A 23,053-nucleotide genomic window follows, 5' to 3' on the forward strand; every position below is an offset into this window, starting at 1 on the left:
GGTCGGGATGTCGACGACCGGAAGTCCGACGACCCGCCGGCACCCGACGGTCGGGATGTCGACGACCGGAAGTCCGACGACCCGCCGGCACCCGACGGTCGGGATGTCGACGACCGGAAGTCCGACGACCCGCCGGCACCCGAGGACCGGGATCTCGACGACCGGAATCTCGGCGACCGGAAACCCGAAGGGCCGCCCGGTCCGGAGGATCGAGCGGCCCGATGACGGGAGAGCGGCATACGAGGCAGCCGCGAGGGAGAGAGGGAACCGCCCCCCTTAGGACGTAGGCAGCCCCATCGTCGGGAACCCCGACGGCAGCTTGCCGTTGTCCGTCTTGCGGAACGTGTCGTCCCCGAACCCTTCCCACGACACCTTCAGGGTCGTGGCGTCGACGGACTTGACCTGGCCCGTGGTCCGGTCGGTGTTCCCGTCGGCGCACTTCAGGGTGAGCGACCGCATGCCCGTCTCGTCGCCGGCGGTTCCACTGCACACGTGCTCGCCGACCAGTGCGACCTTCTTGCCGCTGATGAGCAGGGCGACACTCTTGCCCTGGGACGTGGTGACCCAACTTCCCTGAAGGCTGCCGGACTTCCCGCCGGAACCGGAACCGGAACCGCCGGTGTCGGCCCCCGCGGAGGCGCTGTCCGAGGCCTGCGGAGTCTCCTTGGACTTGCCGCCGTCGCCCCCGTCACCGCTGTCGCTGCTGCATCCGGTGATCACGAGCGCCGCGGCAACTCCCGCCGCGGCGGCACCGATCCGTACGCGCTTGAGCACAAGATCCCCCTACGTTGCGGATGTGGCTGCCGGTACGTGGCCCGGCCCGCAGCAAGCTACCAGCCGCCCCTCACGTCACCAGGAAGACTTCCGCACCCCGGGCAGGAAGCCCGCGTGCGCCTGCTCGCGCAGGTTCACCCGGGAGAGGCCGAAGGCGCGCAGATATCCGCGCGGCCGGCCGTCGACGCTGTCGCGGTTGCGTACGCGCGTGGTGCTCGCGTCCCTCGGCTGACGTGCCAACTCCCGCTGTGCTGCGGCCCGTTCCGTGTCGGTGGACGACATCCGGCGGACGATCTCGTTGAGCTCGGCCCGGCGCGCGGCGTAGCGGGCGACGACCTTCCGGCGCTTCTCGTTCTTAGCGATCTTGCTCTTCTTGGCCATCAGATCCTCACTCCTCGGGCACGAATCCTGGCGACGGCGGCCTCCACGCCGATCGCGTCGACGGTCCTGATCGCCCTGGCGCTCAGCCGCAGCCGTACGTGCCGGCCCTCGCTCGCCAGCCAGTAGCGCTTGCGCTGGACGTTGGGGTCGAAGCGGCGTGGCGTGCGCCGGTGGGAGTGGGAGATGCGGTTGCCGAAGCCGGGGGCGGCTCCGGTCAGCATGCAGTGCGCGGACAAGGCGACGTACCTCTCTCGTTGGCTGTGACCCGGATCATTTTGGAAACGGGATTCATTTTCATATACTAGCCACATGACACGCAACGAACTCCGCCCAGTGATCAAGCTCAGGTCCACCGCGGGTACGGGCTACACCTACGTCACCCGCAAGAACCGCCGTAACGACCCCGACCGCGTGACCCTGCGCAAGTACGACCCGCTCGCAGGCCGGCACGTCGACTTCCGAGAGGAGCGCTGAGCCCCGTGCGCAAGGACATCCATCCCTCCTACGGCCCGGTCGTCTTCCGTGACCGTGCCGCGAACCACGCCTTCCTGACCCGGTCGACCGCCACCAGCGACAAGACCGTCGAGTGGGAGGACGGCCGGACCTACCCCGTCATCGACGTCGAGATCTCGAACGTGAGCCACCCCTTCTACACAGGCACCGCACGCGTCCTCGACACCGCCGGGCGCGTGGAGCGCTTCGAGCGGCGCTTCGGGAAGCGGGGCGGCCGGTGACCCGGCTGCCCGTGGTGATCGTCGGCGGCCTGCACGCTCAAGCGCGCCGGGCCGCCGTCGAGGAACTGCTCGCCACGATCCCGGGCAGCGTCGCGCTCCACCACGACCTCTCAACTGCCGTACAGGGAACGGTCGTACGGACTTTGCGTGACGCCGCCGGGATCCTCGACACCGGCGAGGCACCCCTCGTCAACGACTGCGCGTGCTGCGCCCTGCGCGAGGACCTCGTCCCCGAACTGGAGCGGCTCGCGGAGGCCGGGCTCACCGTCCCCCAAGTTCCCGGCTCCGCTGCTCCCGGCTCCGCTCGAGCAGGGCGGACCCCCATCGCGGTCGTCGAACTGTGGGACTCCGTAGAGCCCAAGGCGATGGCCGAGGTCATCGCCGCGCACGGCGGACCCGCGCTCCCCGTCACCGGCGTCATCACCGGCGTGGATCCCGCGCTCCTGCTGCCCTGCCTCGGGAACGGCGACGACCTCATGGACGCCGGACTCGCGGCGGCGGCCACGGACCTGCGCACCGTCGCCGACACCTGGGCCAGGCAGCTCGAATACGCTCCGGTGCTCGCCCTCGTGGACTCCCCCGAGGCCGACGACGCTGACCGGGCCCTGCTCGCCCAGCTCCACCCGACAGCCCGGCAGGTCCGGATCGGACACGGCGACCTGGCGGGCGCCGCGCTCGCCGGATTCGACGTGGAGGCGGCAGCGGCGGCCCAGCACCCGGCGTGCGCCCTGCTGCCCGCGGAGGCGGACGAGGCCGGCGTCTCCACGTTCGTCTGGCACCGCGACCGGCCGTTCCACCCGGAGCGGCTCTACGCGGCGCTGGAGGACCTGACCTGCGCGGCGGCCCGCAGCCGCGGCCGGTTCTGGCTCGCGGACCGCCCGGACACGCTCCTGCACTGGGACGCGGCGGGCGGCGCGCTGTGCGTCGAGAGCGCGGGGCCGTGGCTGGTGTCCCTGCCGGACGCCGCCTGGGACCTGGTCCCGCCGGTCCGCCGCGCGGCCGCCGCCCTGGACTGGCACCCGCAGCACGGCGACTGCTGCCAGCACCTCGTCTTCACGTCACCCGGACTCGACCGCGACGGCCTCGCCGAGATCCTCGAGTCCTGCCTGCTCACCGACGCCGAGTACGGCGCGGGCCGCGAGTCCTGGAAGGGCCTGCCCCGCGCCTTCGACACCCTCCTGGAGGCCTGAATGCCCTCGCGCAACCCCGACCGCAACCCCGCCCGCAGGACCGACGGCAGAAGTGACCGCAAGCCGGCCAAGTCCCGCCCCAATCCCCTGGACCAGGCGGAGATCACGTACATCGACTACAAGGACACGGACCTGCTGCGGAAGTACATCTCCGACCGCGGCAAGATCCGCAGCCGTCGCGTCACCCGCGTCACGGCGCAGCAGCAGCGCCAACTCACCGCGGCGATCAAGAACGCCCGCGAGATGGCGCTGCTGCCCTACGGAACCGCAACACGCTGACCGCCGAAGGCGGGCCGGCGTCAGAACGGGAACTGGCTCCGGCCGTGCTGCACGGAGATCCACTTCTGTGTGGTGAACGCCTCGACGGTCGCCTCGCCGTTCAGCCGGCCGAGCCCGGACCGCTTCTCACCGCCGAACGCGACGAGCGGCTCGTCGTGCACCGTCCCGTCGTTGACGTGGATCATCCCGGTGTCGATGCGCCGCGCGAACGCGACGCCCCGCTCCACGTCCCGCGTGTGCACGGCCCCGCTCAGCCCGTACGGGGTGTCGTTCGCGATCGTCACAGCCGCCTCGTCCCCGTCGAAGGGGATGAGGAGCGCGACCGGTCCGAAGATCTCCTGCCGCAGCACGGGGGAGTCGGCCGGCAGACCCGTCAGGACGCTCGGCTCGACCAGATTGCCGACGGCCTTGCCGTGCAGCAGCGCGGTCGCGCCCTCGGCGAGCGCCTGGTCGACGGCGCCCGAAACGGCCTCCGCCTGCGTGGAGTTGATGACCGGACCGATGACGGTCGACGGGTCGCGCGGGTCGCCCACCTTGAGGGACCTGACCTTGGCGACGAACTTCTCGGTGAACTCCTTCTCCACCTTGCGGTCCACCAGGATCCGGTTGGCGGCCATGCAGACCTGGCCCTGGTGCACGTACCGGCTGAAGACCGCCGCGTCGACCGCGTAGTCGACGTCCGCGTCGTCGAGCACGGTCAGCGCGCTGTTGCCGCCCAGCTCCAGGACGGCGTGCTTGAACTGCGAGGCGCACACCGTGGCGACGTGCTGGCCCACCGCGTCGGAGCCGGTGAAGGAGATGACCTTCGGCACGGGGTGGGTGAGGAGCGCGTCGCCGATCTCGGCGATGTCGGTGATGACGACGTTGAGCAGACCGGCCGGCAGGCCCGCGTCCTCGAAGATCTTCGCGACCAGGGAGCCACCGCAGATCGGGGTGTTCTGGTGCGGCTTGAGCACCACGCCGTTGCCGAGGGCCAGCGCGGGCGCGACCGACTTCAGCGACAGCAGGAACGGGAAGTTGAAGGGGCTGATGACGCCCACGACGCCGACGGGAACGCGGTAGACCCGGTTCTCCTTGCCGTCCACGGGCGACGGGATGACCCGCCCCTGCGGCCGCAGCGCCAGCTGGATCGACTCGCGCAGGAACTCCTTGGCGAGATGCAGCTCGAACCCGGCCTTCAGCCGCGTACCGCCGAGCTCGTCGACGATCGCGTCGGATATCTCGTCCTCGCGCTCCTCGACCAGGCGCAGGGCCCGCTCGAAGACCAGGCGGCGCGTGTACGGGTTGGTGTCCGCCCAGCTCTTCTGCGCCCGCTCGGCCGCACGGTAGGCCTCGTCGACCTCGTCGGCCGACGCCACGGTGATGGAGGCCAGCTTCTCGCCGCTGTACGGGTTGAAGTCGATGATGTCCCACGCCCCTCGGCCGGGACGCCATGAACCGTCGATGTATTGCTGGGCCAGTTCGGTGAAGTAGGACATGGGATCCCTTGCTGCTGCCGGCAGACACCTAATGGCTCGTCATCTTACGTCTGTACCAGTCGAGTTGTGGCCTGGTTAAGACGTCCGGCCGATCGCATACCGGTCGCCGCCGATCAGGAAACGGGCAGGAAGGAGTGGTTCTCAGGCGGCCTTGGTCAGCAGGCCGCGGATGATGTCCACGCTCTCCTCGGGCGTCGGGCACTCCGCCTGGAGCTGCTCCATCGACCGCGCGTACTGCGTGACGTCCTCGCGCTTGTCGAGGTACAGGGCGCTGGTCAGCTGCTCCATGTAGACGATGTCCGAGAGGTCGGACTCCGGGAAGGTGAGCATCGCGAAGGCGCCGGTCTCACCCGAGTGGCCACCGAACCCGAACGGCATGACCTGGAGCGTGACGTTGGACCGCTCGGAGATGTCGATCAGATGCTGGAGCTGACCCTTCATCACCTTGGATCCACCGTATGGGCGTTGAAGCGCCGCCTCGTCAAGTACCACGTGGAACTCGGGGGCGTGCTCGGAGACGAGGAGCTTCTGCCGTTCGAGGCGCAGCGCCACACGCCGCTCGACGTCCGCCTTCGGTGCGCCCTTCATGCCCCGGGCGACGACCGCGTGGGCGTATCCCTCGGTCTGCAGGAGCCCGTGCACGAACTGCACCTCGTAGGCGCGGATGAGCGACGCCGCGCCCTCCAGGCCGACATAGGTGGGGAACCAGCCGGGCAGGACGTCCGAGTACGTATGCCACCAGCCCGCGACGTTGGCCTCCTTGACGAGGGAGAGGAGCGCCCCGCGCTCGGCCTCGTCGGCGACGCCGTACAGGGTCAGCAGGTCCTCGACGTCCCTGGCCTTGAAGCTCACCCGTCCCAACTCCATGCGGCTGATCTTCGATTCGGATGCGCGGATCGAGTAGCCGGCCGCTTCCCGGGTGATGCCGCGCGATTCGCGCAGGCGCCTCAGTTGCGAGCCCAGCAGGATGCGTCGTACCACTGAGCCGCTCGACTCTCCCGCACTCACGTCGCTGCACCCTCCCCATCGCTTCAGAAGCCGAAGTCTGCCATTAAAACGCTCCGGCCTGTACTCGTTCGGTTACAGAAACGGAAAGGTTGCGAAAGGTCTCCACAAGAAGTCGTGGGAAGAAATGAGCAAGAAGTGGTACGTGGGGGGACAGGCCGGGCGCGTGCACGTGCATCTGCCCTTGCATCTGCTGTACGCATTCGGAACGATGGCCCACGCACCACCGCTCCACTCGCTATGTACCGCGAATCCCGGGAGTGCCTCGGATGGGGACGAATGGACCGGCCATGCTCGAGCCGTTAAGGCAGGGGCTTCCGCCACTCGACCCTTCAGGCGTTTCCAGCTCCGCCTCCTGCGCCCTTCCCGCACAGTACGAAGCGGTGGGCAGCGCCCGTAAGTTCACGCGCGGGACGCTCGACGGCTGGGACGTGGCGGACAGATTCGACGACGTCTGCCTGGTGGTCTCCGAACTCGTCACCAACGCCCTGCGGCACGCGCTGCCCTCGGACACTCCGCGCTCGCAGGACCCACCGGTGCGGCTGCACCTGATGCGCTGGACCTCACGTCTGGTGTGCGCGGTGCGCGACCCCAGCGACGAGAGTCCCGTCGCCCGCGAGACGGAGGACGACTTCAACGCCGAGTCGGGCCGCGGTCTGTTCCTCGTCGACTCGTTCAGCGACAGCTGGGGCTGGCACCCGCTGGCCGGCACGCTGAACGGGAAAGTGGTGTGGGCGCTGTTCCGCCTGTGAGGCCCCCCGGGCCCGGCAGCTGGCCGTCGGCAACTGACCGTCGCTGTCGGGCAGATGGCGATGGCCGCCAGCCGTCACCTGATGGCTGTCAGCCGTCAGCTGTCGGCTATCAGGTGGTCGAACTCTCCGTCCTTGACGCCCAGCAGCATCGCCTCGATCTCGGCCGGCGTGTAGACGAGTGCCGGGCCCTCCGGGAAGTTCGAGTTGCGCATCGCCACCCGGCCCCCCGGCAATTTCGCGAACTCCACGCAGGAGCCCTGCGAGTTGCTGTGCCTGCTCTTCTGCCAGACCACACCGTGAAGCTCCGTGGCCGCCATGCCGTTGTATGCGTGGTGCACAGTCGCTCCCCCGGTCGTGCTGTGGCCCCTGAGGCTGATGTGGCCAGTGAGTCAGGTGTAGTGGTCAACTGTCCTGGATCATAGCTGCGTTCACATGCCGTTGCATGGGCAGATGCACGTGCACGGGGGGTGTTCCCACGGTTACAGCTCTTCGAGCGTGTGCCCCAGCGCCCGCATGACATGCGAACGCCAGCCCCCGTCCATGATCTTCCGCGCCATCATCTGTGCCGGATCGTCCGGATCGAATCCGTCGTGCACAAGGAAGAGACGCGTACCGCGGCCTTCTGGCTCCAGGTTCCACGTAATGGTCCAGTCCGCAGAATTGGCCGGATCCCGGTCCTGCCACCGGACGCTCAGCATCCGCTCCTCCTCGTACGCGAGGACCTCGACGTCGACGGTGCCGGAGAAGCGGGTGTTGGGGCGGGGTACGGCCGTCATCACGTACCGGTGGCCGACCTCGAGGCGGAAGTCCTCACTGCCCGGCATCAGCCACTGGGTGATCAGCTCGGGTTCGGTGAGGGCGCGCCAGACCTTCGCGGGCGGGTGGGGGAAGAACTGGTCGACCGTGATGCTCGTGAGGCTCATGACGCGTCATCGTCGGGCATGCGGTCGAGGAGTTCGCCGAGCCCCTTCAGCCGGCCGCGCCAGAACCGCTCGTACGGATGGAGCCAGTCCTGCACCTCGGTCAGGGGGGCGGCCTCGAGGCGGTAGATGCGCTGGCGTCCCGCGCGCTCTTCCGACACGAGGCCGGCGTCGCGCAGCACCTTGAGGTGCTCCGAGAGGCTGGGCCGGCGCATCGCGAAGTGGTCGGCGAGGGCCTGGACGGGCTGCGGGCCGTCGTCCCTGAGAAGGCGGAGCACCTCGCGTCGTGTCCCGTTGGCGAGCGCGGCGAACAGCCGGTCCTGGCCGGCGCTGTCGGTCGCGCTCGTGGTCGCCATCGGCGTCAGAAGCCTTCCTTCTCCGTGATGAGCATCAGCGAGTTGCCGTCCGGGTCGCTGACGGCGGCCATGCGCCCCCACGGCAGCTCGTCGGGGCCGGTGACCTCGGCTCCGGCGGCGGTGAGGCGCGCGCAGTCGGCGTCGACATCGGTCGTCACCAACATGATCCCCCGCGCCGAACCCGGGGTGAAATCTCCCATGCCCGGCCCGGCCAGCGTGAAGACGGTCTGCGCGCCCGCCGGTGCCACCTGGAGCCAGCGGCCCGGCGGCATCTCGCGGTCGGCGGTGACCTCGAAGCCGAGTACGTCGACGTAGAAGCGCAGAGCGCGGTCCTGATCGGCGACGGGGAGGGTGATGAAAGAGGCGTGCGTGATGTTCGAGTGGCTGCTCATGCCCGCAATATAGGTAGGAATTTCCCTACGTGTCAATCGTAGGGAAATTCCTACGCGATGCGTTTCCGGTGGCGCCGGATGCGTTCTCGAGTGGACGAAAAGGAGGCCTCCGCGCGGTGGATGCTGCTCCGTCTGACCCGGGAGACGGAGCAGCGCGCGGGGCGCGCGGACGTCCTTCGCGAGTTCCTGGACGGGAGGGCCGCGCCCGAGCTGGTGGCGGTGGTGCGGAAGCGACGTCCTACGCTGGGGCCCATGTCAGCGATCCGCCTCCTGGTCCTCGGGGCCGTACGCCAGCACGGCCGCGCGCACGGTTACCAGGTGCGCAACGACCTCGAGTACTGGGGCGCGCACGAGTGGTCGAACGCCAAGCCCGGGTCGATCTATCACGCCCTCAAGCAGATGGCGAAGCAGGGATTTCTCGTCGCGCACGAGATCGCGCCCTCCACGGCCGGCGGCCCGCCGCGCACCGAGTACGAGATCACGGACAAGGGGACCGAGGAGTTCCGCGCGCTGCTGCGTGAGGCGCTCGTGACGTACGACCAGAAGCCGGACATCCTCTCGGCGGCGCTCGGCTTCATCGTCGATCTGCCGCGGCGGGAAGCGGTGGAGCTGCTGCGGCGGCGCGTGGCCGGCATCGAGGCGTGGCGCCGCTCGGTGACCGAGCACTACACGCCCGAGGACGGGCCCGAACAGCTCGGTCACATCGGCGAGATCATGAATTTCTGGGTGCACTCGGCAGACGCGGGCGCGGAGTGGACGCGGGGGCTGATCGGCCGGATCGAGGGCGGCGCGTACACGTTCGCGGGGGAGGGTGAGCCCTTCGTCGGTGTGCTGGCCGAGGGGCAGGAGAATCCCTTCGCCACGGGTGAGCCGCACCCCGAGGATCCTCGTTAATCAAGTTTGACTAATGGTGGGAGTGGGCATACCTTTCCCGCTGTAGTCAAATTTGATTACAGGTGATTACCGGGGTTCTCGGTGGGAGGAGCCGGATGGCCGACGCGATCATCGTCGAAGGCGTACGGAAGAAGTACGGGGACAAATGGGCGCTGGACGGGCTCGACCTCAGGGTCGCCCGAGGCGCCGTGCACGGGTTGCTCGGGCCGAACGGCGCGGGCAAGACGACGGCCGTCCGCGCCATGACGACGCTGCTGCGGGCCGAAGGGGGCCGGGTCGGGGTGGCGGGGTACGACGTGCGCCGGCAGGCGGGTGAGGTGCGGCGCCGCATCGGGCTCCTCGGCCAGCACGCGGCGGTGGACGAGGAGCTCGGCGGGTGGCAGAACCTGGAGATGTTCGGGCGCCTGCACCACCTGGGTGCCCGCCGCGCGCGGGTGCGGGCCGGTGAACTCCTGGAGCGGTTCGGGCTCGCCGGGGCCGGGCGCAAGGCGGTCAGGCAGTACAGCGGCGGCATGCGGCGCCGGCTCGACCTGGCCGCCTCGCTCATCACGGACCCCGAGGTGCTCTTCCTGGACGAACCGACGACGGGCCTCGATCCGCGCGGGCGCGCCGAGGTGTGGGACGCGGTGCGCTCGCTCGTCGGGGGCGGTACGACGGTGCTGCTGACGACGCAGTATCTGGAGGAGGCCGACCAGCTCGCCGACCGCATCTCGGTCGTGGACCGGGGCCGGGTCGTCGCCGAGGGCACGTCCGACGAGCTGAAAGCCCTGCTCGGCGGTGACCGGATCGACGTCGTCGTGCGGGACTCGTCCCAACTGGGCGTAGTGGCAGGGCTGTTGCCTCACGGTCCGGGTGATCCGGGTGATCCGGGTGGTCCGGGTGGTCCGGGTGGAGCCGACGGTGCCGTGGTCGACGCGGACCGCCGGCTGGTCAGCGTGCCGGTCGCCGACCGGATGGCCGCGCTCACCGAAGTCGTGCGTGCGCTTCAGGACGCGGGTGTGGAGGCGGAGGACATCGTGATGCGCCGGCCGACTCTGGACGAGGTGTTCCTGCATCTCACGGGATCGGGACAGAAGGGTGCGGCGGAACGTGGACACGTATCGGACCGGCCGGAGGTGAAGGCGTGAGTACGTCGATGAGCTGGGCCGTCGCCGATTCGTGGACCATGACGCGGCGCGAGCTGGCGCACTGGGCGCGGCAGCCCACGCAGATCGTGGTCGGCCTGGTCTTCCCGGTGATGCTGCTGCTGATGTTCGGCTTCCTCATCGGTGGTGGCAAGGGGGTCGAGGGCGAGTACGTCGACTATCTGGTGCCGGGCATGCTCGCGCTGACCATGGCGTTCGGCCTGGAGGCGACGATGCTCGCCGTGACGCAGGATCTGAACAAGGGCGTGATCGACCGCTTCAGGTCGATGCCGATGGTCAACGGGGCGGTACTGGTGGGCCGTTCGGTGGCCGACATGCTTCAGTCGGCCGCCGCGCTCGTCGTGATGACGGGCGCCGGGGTAGCCATCGGGTGGCGTCCGCACGGCTCGGCCGGGGCGTTCCTGGGCGCGCTCGGGCTGCTGCTCCTCTTCCGGTTCGCGATGCTGTGGATCGGCATCCACCTGGCGATGGTGGCGGGGAAGCCGGAGCTGGTGCAGGCCGTGCAGATCCTGGTCTGGCCGGTCGGATTCCTGTCGAACGCGCTCGCCGAGCCCGGCTCGATGCCCGGGTGGCTGGGCACGGTGGTCGGGTGGAACCCGATGTCGCACACGGCGACGGCCGTACGGGACCTGTTCGGCGGGCCCGGCGGGGAGCCGGGACACCTGTGGGCCGCGGTGCTGTGGCCGCTCGCGCTGCTCGCGGTGTTCTTCCCGTCGGCGGTACGGAAGTTCGCGGCGCTCAGTAAGTAGCGCTCAGCAAGTAGCTCTCTGTAAGTACACCTCTCTGTAAGTACCTCTCAGTGATGGAACCCGGTCGCCGCGTCCTTGTCGCGGGTCAACGGGTGCGGCTGCTGGCGCAGTTCGGGCAGCAGCCGCCTGAGGTCGGCGAGGAAGAGCGCCGCCAGGTCGGCCGTGAAGCCGTTGCGGCACACCAGCCGCAGTACCGCGAGGTCCTGGCGGTGCGCGGGGAAGGTGTACGCGGGCACCAGCCAGCCGAATTCGCGCAGGCGGCGCGACACGTCGAAGACGTCGTACGCCTTCACCTCGGGCGCCGTCGTGAAGGCGATGACGGGTAGTTGGTCGCCGCGCGTGATGAGCTGGAAGTCGCCCAGGGCCTCGATGCGTTCGGCGAGGCCCCGGGCGACGTCGCGCGTCGACTGCTGCACCGCGCGGTAGCCCTCGCGGCCCAGGCGCAGGAACGTGTAGTACTGCGCGACGACCTGGGCGCCCGGCCGGGAGAAGTTCAGGGCGAAGGTCGGCATGTCGCCGCCCAGGTAGTTGACCCGGAAGACCAGTTCCTCCGGCAGGTCGTCCGCCGTACGCCACAGGGCCCAGCCGACGCCCGGGTAGACGAGGCCGTACTTGTGGCCCGACGTGTTGATGGACGACACCCGCGGCAGGCGGAAGTCCCAGACCAGTTCGGGGTCGATGAAGGGCGCGATCATGCCGCCGGATGCGCCGTCGACGTGGACGGGGATGTCGAGGCCGGTCTTCTCCTGGAGGCTGTCGAGGGCGGCGCACAGCTCCTCGATCGGCTCGTAGGAGCCGTCGAACGTCGAGCCGAGGATGCCGATGACACCGATGGTGTTCTCGTCGCACAGCTCGGCGGCGGCCTGCGGGTCGAGGTGGAAGCGGTCGCCCTCCATGGGGACCTGGCGCGCCTCGACCTCCCAGAAGTTGCAGAACTTCTCCCAGCAGACCTGGACGTTGATGCCCATGACGAGGTTCGGGCGGGCGTGCTTGGAGGGGTAGCGGTCGGCGTTCCGCTTCATCCAGCGCCGCTTGAGGGCCATTCCGGCGAGCATGCAGGCCTCGCTCGACCCGGTGGTCGAACAGCCGATCGCGCCGTCCGGGTCGGGCGCGTGCCACAGGTTGGCGAGCATCGCCACGCAGCGCCGCTCCAGCTCGGCGGTGCGCGGGTACTCGTCCTTGTCGATCATGTTCTTGTCGCGGCACTCGCCCATCAGGACGCCGGCCTGCGGTTCCATCCATGTGGTGACGAACGTGGCGAGGTTGAGCCGTGCGTTGCCGTCGAGCATCAGCTCGTCGTGGACCAGCTGGTACGCCGTGGAGGGCGGCATGGGGTTGTCGGGCAGCCGGTGCTTGGGCGGGGCGTCGGTCATGCCACTGACCGGATTGGCCTCCCCGTAGAAGGGATTGACGGCCGTCGGGCGCTCGTCGTGATGGGCGGGACCGTGGTGCAGCGGCATCGTCGCGGGCTCCCTCGATACGGGGTCGTGGCCTCATCGCGAGGATACGGACGAGTGGGGCGTGCCGCCCGGCGGCGCCGCGCCGCTCAGCGCAGGGCCGTGCCGTCGTCGTGGAGCTGCATCTGGGGGCGTCCGGTGACCAGGAGCCAGGCCGGCAGCGAGGCGATGCACAGCAGGGTGAGGATCGCGGGGGACGCGACGAGGATCGCCGCGGTGAACAGGCTGACCCAGCCCTGCCGTGTGATGGCGAGCAGCATGCCGAGGACGCCCGCCGAGACGCCGACGGCGGGGTGTACGCCCGGCACGAGCGCGTGGGCGAGGAGGCCGAAGGCTGACCCGATGAACACCGCGGGGAAGATCCGGCCGCCGCGGAAGCCGCAGGAGGCGGCGATCAGCAGGGCCGCCAGCTTCACCACCGTCATCAGGGCGAACTGGCCCGCCGACCAGCCGTCGGGGTCCGCGGCCAGCTCGGCCACCTCGTGGAGGCCCTTGAAGAGCGTGAGAGGTCCGCCGAGTGCGCCGAGCAGGCCGAGCACGAGCCCACCCACGGGCAGCATCAGCATGGGGTGCCTGAGGCGTCCGAACGCGGTGTGTGTGAAGGGGAAGGCGTAGACGGCCGCCATGCCGAGGACCGCCGCCGCGGAGGCGATCACCAGCGCGGCGAGGAGGTCGCCCCAGCCCGGCCGGGTGAAGGAGGGCAGGCCGAGGTCGAAGGTGGGGTGTGCGACGAGGGTCGTGGTCAGCGCGCCGGTGGCGGCCGCGATGAGCGGCGCGAACAGGGCGTCCCACAGCGAGCCCTTCATCGGCTTGCCCGCGAGGGCCTCGGAGATGACGAGGGCGGCGGCGACGGGCGTGCCGAACAGTGCGCCGAGCGTCGCCGCCTCGGCCAGCGTGCCCCACAGGACGGCGGGGGCGGTCGGCATGGCCTTCGAGCCGAGCCAGAACGCGAGGCCGACGTTGGCGGCGATGATCGGGTTCTCCGGGCCGAGGCTGGGGCCGCCGGCCAGCATCAGCGCGGTCGCGACGAGCAGGCCGGGCAGTACGAGCGGCGGCAGCGGGCCGCTCGCGAGCCCGACGGTGGCCGGGTCGGGCCCCGCGTGACCGGGCGCCTTCCACACGACGAGGCCCACGAGGACGCCGGTCGCGGTCAGCATGACGATCATCCAGAGCGAGGAGTACCCGCCGATGCCGAGCGCGTCGGGCAGGTCCTTCCACAGCACGTTCTGGAGCTGTTCGGCGAGCTCGCTCACGCCGAGGAACAGCAGACTGCACGCGACGCCTGTGACGAGCGCGGGGACGACCAGCGGCAGCAACGTCCGTGCCGGGGTGGTCTCCTGGGGCGCCGCCTGTGCGTCAGTGCTCACCGGCTCACCATAAGTGGATGAAAGCCGCACAACATCCGGAGGATTCCTGCTTGCACCTCACGTGGCGTGAGGCTGCACGCTGGGACCTGTACCGACGACGGACCGACGACGAACCGTCGACGACAGGGAGGGGGCGGGAGCCGTGAGCTACTCCGTGGGGCAGGTCGCCGGGTTCGCCGGCGTCACGGTGCGCACGCTGCACCACTACGACGAGATCGGCCTGCTCGCACCGGTCGGGCGCAGTCACGCCGGGCACCGGCGTTACAGCGACGCCGACCTGGACCGGCTCCAGCAGATCCTGTTCTACCGGGAGCTCGGCTTCCCCCTCGAAGAGGTCGCGGTCCTTCTCGACGACCCGGACGCGGATCCGCGCGCGCATCTGCGCCGCCAGCACGAACTGCTGACCGCCCGGATCGGCAAGCTCCAGAAGATGGCCGAGGCCGTCGAACACGCCATGGAGGCACGCAGGATGGGCATCAACCTCACGCCCGAGGAGAAGTTCGAGGTCTTCGGGGAAAAGGACCCGGAGCAGTACGCCGACGAGGCGCGGGAGCGCTGGGGCGGCACGGACTCGTACGCCGAGTCGCAGCGCCGCGCCGCCCGCTACACCAAGGAAGACTGGAAGAGGATGCAGGCCGAGGTCGCGGACTGGGGCGAGCGCTACGACGCCCTGATGGCGGCCGGTGAGCCCGCGAACGGCGAACGGGCCATGGACATGGCCGAGGAGCACCGGCAGCACATCACGAAGTGGTTCTACGCGTGCGACTTCGAGACCCACTGCGGCCTCGGCGAGATGTACGTGGCCGACGAACGCTTCAAGGAGTTCTACGAGTCCATGCGCCCCGGCCTCGCCGAGCACCTGCGCGACGCGATCCTCGCCAACGCCGTCCGCAACGTCTGAGGGGCCCTGGCCGTCCGAGGGGCCCTGGCCGTCCGAGGCCCTACAGGGGCGCGATCACCACGGCCGTGCCGTACGCGCACACCTCGGTGCCCACGTCCGCCGCTTCCGTGACGTCGAAACGGAACATCAGCACTCCGTTGGCGCCGCGGGAGCGGGCCTGCTCGACGAGCCGCTCCATCGCCTGGTTACGGGTCTGCACCAGCGTCTTGGTGAGGCCCTTCAGCTCGCCGCCGATCATCGATTTCAGGCCCGCGCCGATCTGGCTGCCCAGGTGCCTGGAGCGGACGGTGAGGCCGAAGACCTCGCCGATCACCTTCTCCACCCGGTAGCCCGGCACGTCGTTCGTGGTGACGACGAGCACATCCGTCTGCGGATTCTGGCCGCCGCCGTAGTCTTCGATACCCATAGACACAGGTTTGCCACAGTTGACGCACAGTGCATCCTGGGAGGGCCGCTGGAACCTGGTGGCGTCATCCGGCGTTGATAACTTTGCACCGCCATTGCCCTCGCTTCACCACCCCTCAGGAGTCCGGAACCGTGACGACGCTTGCTCTCGGACCAAGCTGGCTGGACCCGGACCACCTGCTCAACACGTTCGGCATCTGGGGCCTGCTCCTGATCGTGTTCGCGGAGTCCGGCCTGCTCATCGGCTTCTTCCTGCCGGGCGACTCCCTGCTGTTCACCTGCGGCCTGCTGATCACCGCCGGCACGCTGGACTTCCCCCTGTGGGGCGCCGTCGGCCTGATCTGCGTCGCCGCGATCCTCGGTGACCAGGCGGGTTACCTCTTCGGCAAGAAGGTCGGCCCCTCGCTGTTCAACCGCCCGGACTCCCGCCTCTTCAAGCAGGAGAACGTGGTCAAGGCCCACGAGTTCTTCGAGAAGTACGGCCCGAAGTCCCTGGTCCTGGCCCGCTTCGTGCCCATCGTGCGCACGTTCACGCCGATCATCGCGGGCGTCAGCGGCATGAAGTACCGCTCGTTCATCACGTTCAACATCATCGGCGGCGTGCTCTGGGGCGCGGGCGTCACGCTCCTCGGCTCCTGGCTGGGCAACATCGAGTTCGTCCACAAGAACATCGAGGCGATCCTGATTCTGATCGTCCTGATCTCGGTGGTCCCCATCGCGATCGAGTTCCTGCGGGCGCGCAGCAAGTCGAAGAAGGCCGCGGCGGCGACGCCCCAGCCGCAGCCGCAGTCGCCGCCGCAGGGCCAGCGCGGGCGTCACGCGAAGCGCTAGCCCGCCGGACCTGCGCAGGTCGAAGCGCTAGCCCGCCGGACCTGCGCAGGTCCTGGCGTCGTAGTGCCTCAGAACCCTCGGGTCCGCTTCGCCGCCCGGCGCGCTTCCGTGCCGGGCGAGCGCAGGAACAGCCGCGCGATCTCGGACCCGAGGTTCACGCCGATCGCGATGGCCATGGCGAGAGCCGCCGCCTTCGTGAGCGACACAAGCCCCGCGTCCACGTCGTTCTGCGCGATGGCAAGCAGCCCGAAGTACGTCGCGGAACCCGGCAGCAGCGGCCCGATCGCCGCCGTCACGTACGGCAGCGCGGACGCGAAGCGGTAGCGCGAGAAGAGCTGCCCGAACAGGCCGACGAGGCCGGCCGCCGCCGCGGTCGAGGCGACCGGTGAGATCCCGCCGACGACGTGCATGGCCCCGTACACGACCCACGCCACACCGCCGTTCAGCGTCACCGCGAGCACGGTGGAGCGTTCCTGCTGGAGCAGGACGGCGAAGGCGAGCGAGAGCGCCATCGAGGCCGCGATCTGCCAGTACGGCCGGTCGATGACCATGAGGGCCGCCTCCGGGTTCAGCTGCGCGTGCAGCTGGACGCCGAGATAGAGCACGACCAGGACGCCGACGACGATGCCGACGAAGAAGTACATGACTTCGAGCAGGCGCGCGGCCGCGGTGATGTAGTAGCCGGTCAGACCGTCCTGCACGCCCGCCACGAGGGCCCGCCCCGGCAGCAGCGCGAACAGCCCACCGGTGATCACCGCGGAGGCGCGTACGTCCACGAGATTGTGCGCGAGGGTCAGCAGGATCCCTATGGCGGCGGGCGGCATCGCGGCGACGGTGAACTGGTAGAACTCCGGCAGCCCGCGGCCCGCGCACAGCCAGGCCAGCCGGTCGCCGAGGATCGCGCCGAGCGCCGCCGCGACGAACACGATCAGGTCACCGCCGACGAGGATCGAGGCGCCGCCCGCCAGCAGCCCGGTGGCCGCGGAGAGCACCCAGCCCGGGTAGGGGTGACGGTTGCGGCGGATCTCGGCGAGGCGCCGGTAGGCCTCCTCCAGGGAGACGTCGACCTCCGCGTCGCTGATGTCGTACACCAGCTGGAACACGGCCGCGAGGCGCGTGTAGTCGGTGCCGCGCCGCCGAACGGTGCGCGACGAGGTCACCGGGTCGTCGACCAGGGACGGCTGGTACGAGATCGAGAGCAGCGTGAAGGTGACCGTCGGCTCGCAGCGGTCCAGGCCGTAGGAGCGGCACACGGCGAACATCGCCGCCTCCACGTCCTCGGCGCCCTCACCGCCCGCGAGGAGCAGCTCGCCGATACGCAGGGTCAGGTCGAGGACGCGCGGGACGGCCGGCCCCTCGTCGTCGTGCTTCTGCACGGGCTCGGCCGCCGGGCGCTCGGCGACCGGCATGCGCAGCATCGTGCGCATCCGGTCCTGCCAGGGCGCCTCCTTGGTCAGCTTGACCATGGGGACGCCGTAGGCGGGCGTGAACGCGGGCGGCGCGTGCCGGGAGCTGTAGGTCTGCGGGGGAGTGAAGGCCGAACCGCTGGTGTCGACGGGGGCGGCGGCCACCGTGCTGAGCCCGTCCGGGAGGGCGAACTCGGACGTCGTCTGCGACTCGTCCTGCTCGGGCGCCTGGGCCGTCGGCACCACCCCTTGCGGCGGGGTGAAGGCGCTGCGTGCCTCGTCCGACTGCGGTTTGCGGTCTTCGGCCGCCTCCGGCTCCCGCTCCGTCACCAACTCGCCCTTCGTATGACGCTTGCGCACCTCCGGTACGCCTCAGTATGAGCACAGATACGCCAACGGGCCGCCCGACCCCCACTGGGGTCGGACGGCCCGTGCGTGGCGGGGGAGGTCAGTGACCGCCCTCATCCTTGAAGCGCTTGTAGGACCGCTCGATCTCGGCCTCGGCCTCGGTGCGGCCGACCCAGTCGGCACCCTCGACGGACTTGCCGGGCTCCAGGTCCTTGTAGACCTCGAAGAAGTGCTGGATCTCCAGGCGGTCGAACTCGGACACGTGGTGAATGTCCCGCAGGTGCTCCACGCGGGGGTCCGAGGCGGGGACGCACAGCAGCTTGTCGTCGCCGCCGGCCTCGTCCGTCATACGGAACATGCCGATGGCGCGGCACTTGATGAGGCAGCCGGGGAAGGTCGGCTCCTCCAGGATGACCAGCGCGTCCAGCGGGTCCCCGTCCTCACCGAGCGTGTTCTCGACGAATCCGTAGTCGGCCGGGTAACTGGTCGAGGTGAAGAGTCGACGGTCCAGGCGGATCCGACCGGTCTCGTGGTCCACCTCGTACTTGTTCCGCGAACCCTTCGGAATCTCGATCGTGACGTCGAACTCCACCGGTGGCTCCTCCATGATCAACACATACGACTGGTGGTTAAGTGTCCCTCACGCACGTGTGTGATCGCGAAAGGGGCTGGTCCGTGGTGCCCGAGCTCAAGGCTTCGCAGGCAGTTTCACAGGCAGTGAAGGTGCTCACGAAGGTCAAGACCTGGCAGCTCACGGCGGGCGCTGCCACCCTGGGCCTCGTGCTCTCGGCCGTGGCGGTGGCCTCGGCCGGTCCGTGGGACTCCAGCGGTCAGCGTACGGCGGAGGCGCGCCGGGCTGCCTCCCAGGAGGCCGGGGGTGGCACAGATCACGGCCGTGACGGGCGCTCCGCGGAGCCGGACGCGGCCCCGAGCGCCCGCGCGGTCCTCGCGGCGCCGGCCGGCTCGGTCCCCGGCCCCGCGAAGGACGCGCTCGCCGACGTCCTCGACCCGCTCCTGAACGACCCGGCCCTCGGCAAGCGGCGCACCGCGGCCGTCGTCGACGCGGCCACCGGCGAGCGGCTGTACGGCAAGAGCTCCGGCACCGCCCTGACACCCGCGTCGACCACCAAGCTCGCCACGGCGGTCGCCGCCCTGTCGATGCCGGGGTCCGACCACCGCATCGACACGAAGACCGTGATCGAGCCCGGCTCGAAGGCGCACAAGGTCGTCCTCGTCGGCGGCGGCGACCCCACGCTCACCGCCCACAAGGACGCCGGACCGAACGCGAGCCTGCGCACCCTCGCCGACGCCACCGCCAAGGAACTCAAGGACCGGGACGCGGACGAGGTCACCCTCTCGTACGACACCTCGGTCTACTCGGGGCCGCTCCTGCACCCCATCGGGCCGAACGAGAACATCGCGCCGGTCAGCGCCCTCATGGCCGACGAGGGGCGCATGGACGACTCGTCGAGCGGTCCGGCGCCCCGGGAGTCGGACCCCGCGGCGGCCACCGCGCGCAAGTTCGCGGATCTGCTGCACGACCGGGGCATCAGGACGAAGGGCGAGCCGGGACCCGGCCGGGCGTCGGGCAAGGCCGAGGAGCTGGCCAAGGTGTCGTCGCCGCCCGTGTCCGCCCTGGTCGAGCGCATGCTGACGCACAGTGACAACGACATCGCGGAGGCCCTGGCCCGTCAGGTGGCCCTCGCCACGGACGAGGCCGCGAGCTTCGACGGCGGCGGCAAGGCGATCCGCAAGGAGCTGGCCAAGCTCCGACTCCCGCTCTCCGGAAGCCATTTCGCGGACGGCAGCGGACTCGACCGCGCCGACAAGGTCTCCGCGGACCTGCTCACCCAGGTCCTCGCGCACGCCGTCGAACGCGAGCGCCCGGGGCTGCGCCCGGTCCTCACCGGGCTGCCCGTCGCCGGCTTCACGGGCACGCTGACCAAGCGGTACACCGACGAGGCCGACGCGGCGGGCATCGGCCTCGTGCGGGCGAAGACCGGCACGCTGACCGGGGTGAACACGCTGGCCGGCACGGTCGTGGACGCGGACGGACGGCTCCTGGTCTTCGCGTTCATGACGGACGGAACGGTCAACCCGGGACAGGCCCAGGCGGCTTTGGACCGGCTCGCGTCGACGGTCGCGAACTGCGGCTGCCGCTGACCCGCCCCGCACCGCTGCCCCGCCCGTCCCGGCCGTATCCCCTAGGGGGCACAACCGGGGCGCCGTCCGGGGCCAAGCCCCTGTGCACCAGGACCCGAGCACGTACGGTTGACGCATGACGAGCATCGGTGGTGCTTCTGGGATGGTCGACTGGAATCTCGCGGTTTCGACCGCGACCCGACTCGTGCGGCCGGGTCCGGAGGTGAGCCGGGACGAGGCGCGGGCGATCGTCGCGGAGCTGCGCCGGCACGCCAAGGCCTCGGAGGAGCATGTCCGCGGGTTCACGCGCATGACCACCGACGAGGCGCACGACACGCCCGTCCTCGTCGTCGACCGCCCCGGCTGGGTCCGGGCGAACGTGGCGGGGTTCAGGGAACTCCTCAAGCCTCTCCTGGACAAGATGGAGGACCGGCGCGGCTCGGGCCCCGGCGGAGCGGTCCTCGGCGCCGTCGGCGGCAAGGTCACGGGCGTCGAGCTCGGCATGCTGCTGTCGTTCCTGTCCTCCCGCGTGCTCGGGCAGTACGAGACCTTCGCCCCCGCCACCCGAGACCTGCCGGCCGCGCCGGACGGCGGCGGAAGACTGCTCCTCGTCGCGCCGAACATCGTGCATGTGGAGCGCGAACTCGACGTGAATCCGCACGACTTCAGGCTTTGGGTGTGCCTGCACGAGGAGACGCACCGCACGCAGTTCACGGGCGTGCCCTGGCTGCGCGACCACCTCGAGGGCGAGATCCAGTCATTCCTCGCCGAGACCGATATCGACCCGACGACGTTCCTGGAGCGCATCCGGGAGGCCGCCCAGTCCCTGGTGGGCGCCCGTCCCGAGGGCGAGCAGGGCGAGGGCGACGACGGGGGCCGCTCCCTGGTCGAGCTCGTGCAGTCCCCGGCCCAGCGCGAGATCCTCGCCCGGCTCACGGCGGTGATGTCGCTGCTCGAAGGGCACGCGGACTTCGTGATGGACGGGGTCGGGCCCTCGGTGGTGCCGTCGGTGGGCGAGATCAGGGAGAAGTTCAAGGAGCGCCGCCAGAAGGGCGCGTCCCGCCTGGACCTGGCGCTGCGCAAGCTTCTGGGCCTCGACGCGAAGCTGCGCCAGTACCGCGACGGCGAGCGGTTCGTCAGGGCCGTGGTGAACGAGGTGGGTATGGACGGATTCAACCGCGTATGGACGTCCCCGAACACGCTCCCCACCAAGGCGGAGATCGCCAAACCGGCGGACTGGGTCGCGCGGGTGCACCGCAAGGCTGAGGGTGCACCGTAAGGCAGGGTCGTGAAACAAATACGGCCAACGGCAGGAGAACGCCCCTGTAATCACCCATCCGAGGGACCGTGAGCCGTGGGTAGGCGTGCAATGCTCGGGGAAATGGCTCGGCTCTGTCACCATCGACACACTCTGAGTGACTGATATCACCGAGTCGCTGTTGAGTGACTGGTCCGAGCCACACCCCCACCGAAAACTTCATGAAGGGAACCGGACATGGGTCCCCATCCTGCGGTCGCGGCGATACGCCTGGCGGTCCGCCGCGTACTCCACGACGTACTCACCGACCACGACGCCCCCCACGCGGCGTCAGACTCTCCGCGCACCCCGCCCCTGGTGCTTGTCGCCTGCTCCGGCGGTGCCGACTCCATGGCGCTCGCCTCCGCCCTCGCCTTCGAGGCCCCCAAGCTCGGCATCCGAGCCGGTGGCGTGACCGTCGACCACGGTCTGCAGCCCGGCTCCGATCTGCGCGCCGCCGAAGTCGTCGCGCGGCTCGGCGCCCTGCGCCTCGATCCCGTCGAGTCCGCGGCCGTGCACGTCGGCCGCGACGGCGGGCCCGAAGCCGCCGCGAGGGACGCCAGATACGCCGCGCTCGACGCCGCCGCGGACCACCACGGCGCCGCCGCGATCCTGCTCGGCCACACCCGCGACGACCAGGCGGAGACGGTCCTGCTCGGCCTCGCCCGCGGCTCCGGCATCCGCTCCCTGTCAGGAATGGCCGCGACCTCGGGGGTCGACGGCCGTTACCGCAGGCCCTTCCTCCGCCTCGACCGCCAGACCGCCCGCAAGGCGTGCATGGCCCAGTCGCTGCCGGTCTGGGACGACCCCCACAACACCGATCCGGCGTACACGCGCTCCCGGCTGCGCCACGAGGGGCTGCCCGCCCTGGAGAAGGCGCTCGGCAAGGGCGTCGTCGAGGCGCTCGCCCGTACGGCCCAGTTGTCCCGGGACGACGCCGATGCCCTGGACACGTGGGCCGCGCAGGCCGAGGCCATGGTGCGTGACCCCGCGGGCCTCCTGGAGTGCGCCAAGCTCTACGCGCTGCCGCCCGCCGTACGCCGCCGTGTACTGCGTCGCGCGGCCATCGAGGCCGGCGCCCCGGCGGGGTCTCTGTTCGCCCGGCACATCGAAGAGGTCGACCGTCTGATCACCGGCTGGCGGGGCCAGGGGGAGATCAACCTCCCCGGCAAGGTCGTGGCTCAGCGGCAGGGTGGCAGACTGGTCATCCGGCAAGGCTGACGCGGGACGCGAGTCCTTGAGCGGCCGGTGGGACGACCGAAAGTGATGCGGGTGGACGCGAAAGACATGGGCACCGACCTCAAGTCGGTGCTCATCACCAAGGAAGAGATCGACGCGAAGCTGGCCGAGCTGGCCGCGAAGATCGATGCGGAATACGCGGGCAAGGACCTGCTGATCGTCGGTGTCCTCAAGGGCGCCGTGATGGTCATGGCGGACTTGGCGCGTGCGCTGTCCACCCCCGTCACGATGGACTGGATGGCGGTGTCCTCGTACGGCGCGGGCACCCAGTCGTCCGGCGTCGTGCGGATCCTCAAGGACCTCGACACCGACATCAAGGGCAGGCACGTCCTGATCGTCGAGGACATCATCGACTCCGGCCTGACGCTGTCGTGGCTGCTCACCAACCTCGGCACCCGCGAGCCCGCGAGCCTCGAGGTCTGCACGCTGCTGCGCAAGCCGGAGGCGGCGAAGGTGGCCATCGACGTGAAGTGGACCGGGTTCGAGATCCCGAACGAGTTCGTCGTCGGGTACGGCCTGGACTACGCGGAGAAGTACCGGAACCTGCCGTTCGTCGGCACGCTGGCTCCGCACGTCTACGGCGGCTGAACCGTCGTAGAAGCCATGTGAGA

28 protein-coding genes and 1 pseudogene are annotated in these 23,053 nt (G+C 70.0%); 15 read left to right on the forward strand and 14 right to left on the reverse strand.

The genetic code is table 11. The features are described 5' to 3' along the window. Window positions 1–225: hypothetical protein (locus ACIPWY_RS36345; protein ID WP_401536676.1), on the forward strand; the 225-nt coding region annotated here is incomplete at its 5' end. A 51-nt stretch (window positions 226–276) separates the two neighbouring features. On the opposite strand, the gene ACIPWY_RS36350 is transcribed toward ACIPWY_RS36345, so the two are convergent. The 3 genes from ACIPWY_RS36350 to rpmB form a co-directional block, all read right to left on the reverse strand. Continuing rightward, window positions 277–774: a hypothetical protein gene (locus tag ACIPWY_RS36350; RefSeq protein WP_362900984.1), complete on the reverse strand. Its 498-nt coding sequence runs from the start codon at window positions 772–774 to the stop codon at window positions 277–279. Between the two features lie 75 nt (window positions 775–849). Beyond that, the gene (gene rpsN / locus ACIPWY_RS36355) at window positions 850–1,155 is read right to left on the reverse strand and encodes a 30S ribosomal protein S14 (RefSeq protein WP_401536678.1); all 306 of its coding nucleotides are present in this window, start codon (window positions 1,153–1,155) and stop codon (window positions 850–852) included. Further along, window positions 1,155–1,391, reverse strand: a complete 237-nt coding sequence (gene rpmB, locus ACIPWY_RS36360) for a 50S ribosomal protein L28 (protein WP_362900980.1) — start codon at window positions 1,389–1,391, stop codon at window positions 1,155–1,157. Before rpmB ends, rpsN begins: the two co-directional genes overlap by 1 nt. Before the next feature lie 73 nt (window positions 1,392–1,464). On the opposite strand from rpmB, the gene rpmG reads away from it, so the two are divergent. The 4 genes from rpmG to rpsR are packed head-to-tail and all read left to right on the forward strand — an operon-like array spanning window position 1,465 to window position 3,358. Next, on the forward strand, window positions 1,465–1,629 hold the full coding sequence (rpmG, locus tag ACIPWY_RS36365) for a 50S ribosomal protein L33 (RefSeq protein ID WP_401536680.1): 165 nt from the start codon (window positions 1,465–1,467) through the stop codon (window positions 1,627–1,629). A gap of 5 nt (window positions 1,630–1,634) precedes the next feature. After that, window positions 1,635–1,889, forward strand: coding sequence for a type B 50S ribosomal protein L31 (locus ACIPWY_RS36370; protein ID WP_362900976.1), 255 nt, complete (start codon window positions 1,635–1,637; stop codon window positions 1,887–1,889). Further along, the gene (locus ACIPWY_RS36375) at window positions 1,886–3,079 is read left to right on the forward strand and encodes a GTP-binding protein (protein ID WP_362900974.1); all 1,194 of its coding nucleotides are present in this window, start codon (window positions 1,886–1,888) and stop codon (window positions 3,077–3,079) included. The genes ACIPWY_RS36370 and ACIPWY_RS36375 overlap by 4 nt, the downstream gene beginning before the upstream one ends. Continuing rightward, the gene (gene rpsR, locus ACIPWY_RS36380; protein WP_401536683.1) at window positions 3,080–3,358 is read left to right on the forward strand and encodes a 30S ribosomal protein S18; all 279 of its coding nucleotides are present in this window, start codon (window positions 3,080–3,082) and stop codon (window positions 3,356–3,358) included. Between the two features lie 20 nt (window positions 3,359–3,378). Here rpsR and ACIPWY_RS36385 read toward each other — a convergent pair whose 3' ends face one another. Both ACIPWY_RS36385 and ACIPWY_RS36390 read right to left on the reverse strand, forming a co-directional pair. Then, window positions 3,379–4,836 carry an aldehyde dehydrogenase family protein gene (locus tag ACIPWY_RS36385; protein WP_362900970.1) on the reverse strand — a complete coding sequence of 486 codons (1,458 nt, stop codon included), beginning with the start codon at window positions 4,834–4,836 and terminating at the stop codon, window positions 3,379–3,381. A 141-nt stretch (window positions 4,837–4,977) separates the two neighbouring features. Beyond that, window positions 4,978–5,844, reverse strand: coding sequence for a helix-turn-helix domain-containing protein (locus ACIPWY_RS36390; protein ID WP_401536685.1), 867 nt, complete (start codon window positions 5,842–5,844; stop codon window positions 4,978–4,980). 266 nt (window positions 5,845–6,110) lie between these two features. Between ACIPWY_RS36390 and ACIPWY_RS36395 the strand changes: the two genes are divergently transcribed. Beyond that, entirely contained in the window at window positions 6,111–6,593 is a 483-nt protein-coding gene (locus tag ACIPWY_RS36395) for an ATP-binding protein (protein ID WP_362900966.1), read from the forward strand. A gap of 95 nt (window positions 6,594–6,688) precedes the next feature. Here the strand turns inward: ACIPWY_RS36395 and ACIPWY_RS36400 are convergent, their stop codons facing one another. The 4 genes from ACIPWY_RS36400 to ACIPWY_RS36415 all read right to left on the reverse strand — a co-directional run bounded on the left by ACIPWY_RS36400 (window position 6,689) and on the right by ACIPWY_RS36415 (window position 8,261). Next, complete coding sequence (locus ACIPWY_RS36400) at window positions 6,689–6,931, reverse strand: DUF397 domain-containing protein (RefSeq protein WP_362900964.1); 243 nt, start codon at window positions 6,929–6,931, stop codon at window positions 6,689–6,691. 141 nt (window positions 6,932–7,072) lie between these two features. After that, window positions 7,073–7,516, reverse strand: coding sequence for an SRPBCC domain-containing protein (locus ACIPWY_RS36405; RefSeq protein WP_393699669.1), 444 nt, complete (start codon window positions 7,514–7,516; stop codon window positions 7,073–7,075). Next, complete coding sequence (locus ACIPWY_RS36410) at window positions 7,513–7,869, reverse strand: metalloregulator ArsR/SmtB family transcription factor (protein ID WP_362900960.1); 357 nt, start codon at window positions 7,867–7,869, stop codon at window positions 7,513–7,515. Before ACIPWY_RS36410 ends, ACIPWY_RS36405 begins: the two co-directional genes overlap by 4 nt. A 5-nt stretch (window positions 7,870–7,874) precedes the next feature. After that, on the reverse strand, window positions 7,875–8,261 hold the full coding sequence (locus ACIPWY_RS36415) for a glyoxalase superfamily protein (RefSeq protein WP_362900959.1): 387 nt from the start codon (window positions 8,259–8,261) through the stop codon (window positions 7,875–7,877). A 252-nt stretch (window positions 8,262–8,513) separates the two neighbouring features. Here ACIPWY_RS36415 and ACIPWY_RS36420 point away from each other — a divergent pair, with 252 nt between their 5' ends. The 3 genes from ACIPWY_RS36420 (at window position 8,514) to ACIPWY_RS36430 (ending at window position 11,049) form a co-directional block, all read left to right on the forward strand. Beyond that, a complete protein-coding gene (locus ACIPWY_RS36420) occupies window positions 8,514–9,155 on the forward strand; it encodes a PadR family transcriptional regulator (protein ID WP_362901462.1) in 642 nt (213 codons plus the stop codon). A gap of 95 nt (window positions 9,156–9,250) precedes the next feature. After that, window positions 9,251–10,282, forward strand: a complete 1,032-nt coding sequence (locus ACIPWY_RS36425; RefSeq protein WP_401536689.1) for an ATP-binding cassette domain-containing protein — start codon at window positions 9,251–9,253, stop codon at window positions 10,280–10,282. Window positions 10,283–10,290: 8 nt separating this feature from the next. Then, window positions 10,291–11,049, forward strand: coding sequence for an ABC transporter permease (locus ACIPWY_RS36430; RefSeq protein WP_362901460.1), 759 nt, complete (start codon window positions 10,291–10,293; stop codon window positions 11,047–11,049). 47 nt (window positions 11,050–11,096) lie between these two features. Here ACIPWY_RS36430 and ACIPWY_RS36435 read toward each other — a convergent pair whose 3' ends face one another. Together ACIPWY_RS36435 and ACIPWY_RS36440 are read right to left on the reverse strand one after the other, a co-directional pair. After that, entirely contained in the window at window positions 11,097–12,509 is a 1,413-nt protein-coding gene (locus ACIPWY_RS36435) for a glutamate decarboxylase (RefSeq protein WP_362900955.1), read from the reverse strand. Window positions 12,510–12,595: 86 nt separating this feature from the next. Beyond that, on the reverse strand, window positions 12,596–13,873 hold the full coding sequence (locus ACIPWY_RS36440; RefSeq protein WP_362900953.1) for an ion channel protein: 1,278 nt from the start codon (window positions 13,871–13,873) through the stop codon (window positions 12,596–12,598). 142 nt (window positions 13,874–14,015) lie between these two features. Between ACIPWY_RS36440 and ACIPWY_RS36445 the strand changes: the two genes are divergently transcribed. Then, window positions 14,016–14,774: a MerR family transcriptional regulator gene (locus ACIPWY_RS36445; protein WP_362900951.1), complete on the forward strand. Its 759-nt coding sequence runs from the start codon at window positions 14,016–14,018 to the stop codon at window positions 14,772–14,774. Window positions 14,775–14,814: 40 nt separating this feature from the next. On the opposite strand, the gene ACIPWY_RS36450 is transcribed toward ACIPWY_RS36445, so the two are convergent. Continuing rightward, on the reverse strand, window positions 14,815–15,180 hold the full coding sequence (locus tag ACIPWY_RS36450; RefSeq protein WP_362900949.1) for a YbjQ family protein: 366 nt from the start codon (window positions 15,178–15,180) through the stop codon (window positions 14,815–14,817). Window positions 15,181–15,311: 131 nt separating this feature from the next. On the opposite strand from ACIPWY_RS36450, the pseudogene ACIPWY_RS36455 reads away from it, so the two are divergent. Continuing rightward, window positions 15,312–15,980, forward strand: a pseudogene (locus ACIPWY_RS36455) (DedA family protein); the annotation flags it as partial. A gap of 98 nt (window positions 15,981–16,078) precedes the next feature. Here the strand turns inward: ACIPWY_RS36455 and ACIPWY_RS36460 are convergent. Further along, the gene (locus ACIPWY_RS36460) at window positions 16,079–17,776 is read right to left on the reverse strand and encodes a threonine/serine exporter family protein (RefSeq protein WP_362900947.1); all 1,698 of its coding nucleotides are present in this window, start codon (window positions 17,774–17,776) and stop codon (window positions 16,079–16,081) included. Between the two features lie 88 nt (window positions 17,777–17,864). Next, window positions 17,865–18,356 carry an inorganic diphosphatase gene (locus ACIPWY_RS36465; protein ID WP_100597700.1) on the reverse strand — a complete coding sequence of 164 codons (492 nt, stop codon included), beginning with the start codon at window positions 18,354–18,356 and terminating at the stop codon, window positions 17,865–17,867. Between the two features lie 86 nt (window positions 18,357–18,442). Here ACIPWY_RS36465 and dacB point away from each other — a divergent pair, with 86 nt between their 5' ends. From dacB to hpt, 4 genes are all read left to right on the forward strand, one after another. After that, window positions 18,443–19,927 carry a D-alanyl-D-alanine carboxypeptidase/D-alanyl-D-alanine-endopeptidase gene (gene dacB / locus ACIPWY_RS36470; RefSeq protein ID WP_393699784.1) on the forward strand — a complete coding sequence of 495 codons (1,485 nt, stop codon included), beginning with the start codon at window positions 18,443–18,445 and terminating at the stop codon, window positions 19,925–19,927. Between the two features lie 115 nt (window positions 19,928–20,042). Beyond that, window positions 20,043–21,185: a zinc-dependent metalloprotease gene (locus ACIPWY_RS36475; protein WP_362900945.1), complete on the forward strand. Its 1,143-nt coding sequence runs from the start codon at window positions 20,043–20,045 to the stop codon at window positions 21,183–21,185. Between the two features lie 216 nt (window positions 21,186–21,401). Then, on the forward strand, window positions 21,402–22,424 hold the full coding sequence (gene tilS, locus ACIPWY_RS36480) for a tRNA lysidine(34) synthetase TilS (RefSeq protein WP_362900943.1): 1,023 nt from the start codon (window positions 21,402–21,404) through the stop codon (window positions 22,422–22,424). A 45-nt stretch (window positions 22,425–22,469) separates the two neighbouring features. Beyond that, a complete protein-coding gene (gene hpt / locus ACIPWY_RS36485; protein ID WP_362901456.1) occupies window positions 22,470–23,030 on the forward strand; it encodes a hypoxanthine phosphoribosyltransferase in 561 nt (186 codons plus the stop codon). Window positions 23,031–23,053 lie beyond the last annotated feature (23 nt).

Origin of the sequence: Streptomyces sp. NPDC090032 (assembly GCF_044748025.1) — a bacterium.
Classification (GTDB): domain Bacteria; phylum Actinomycetota; class Actinomycetes; order Streptomycetales; family Streptomycetaceae; genus Streptomyces.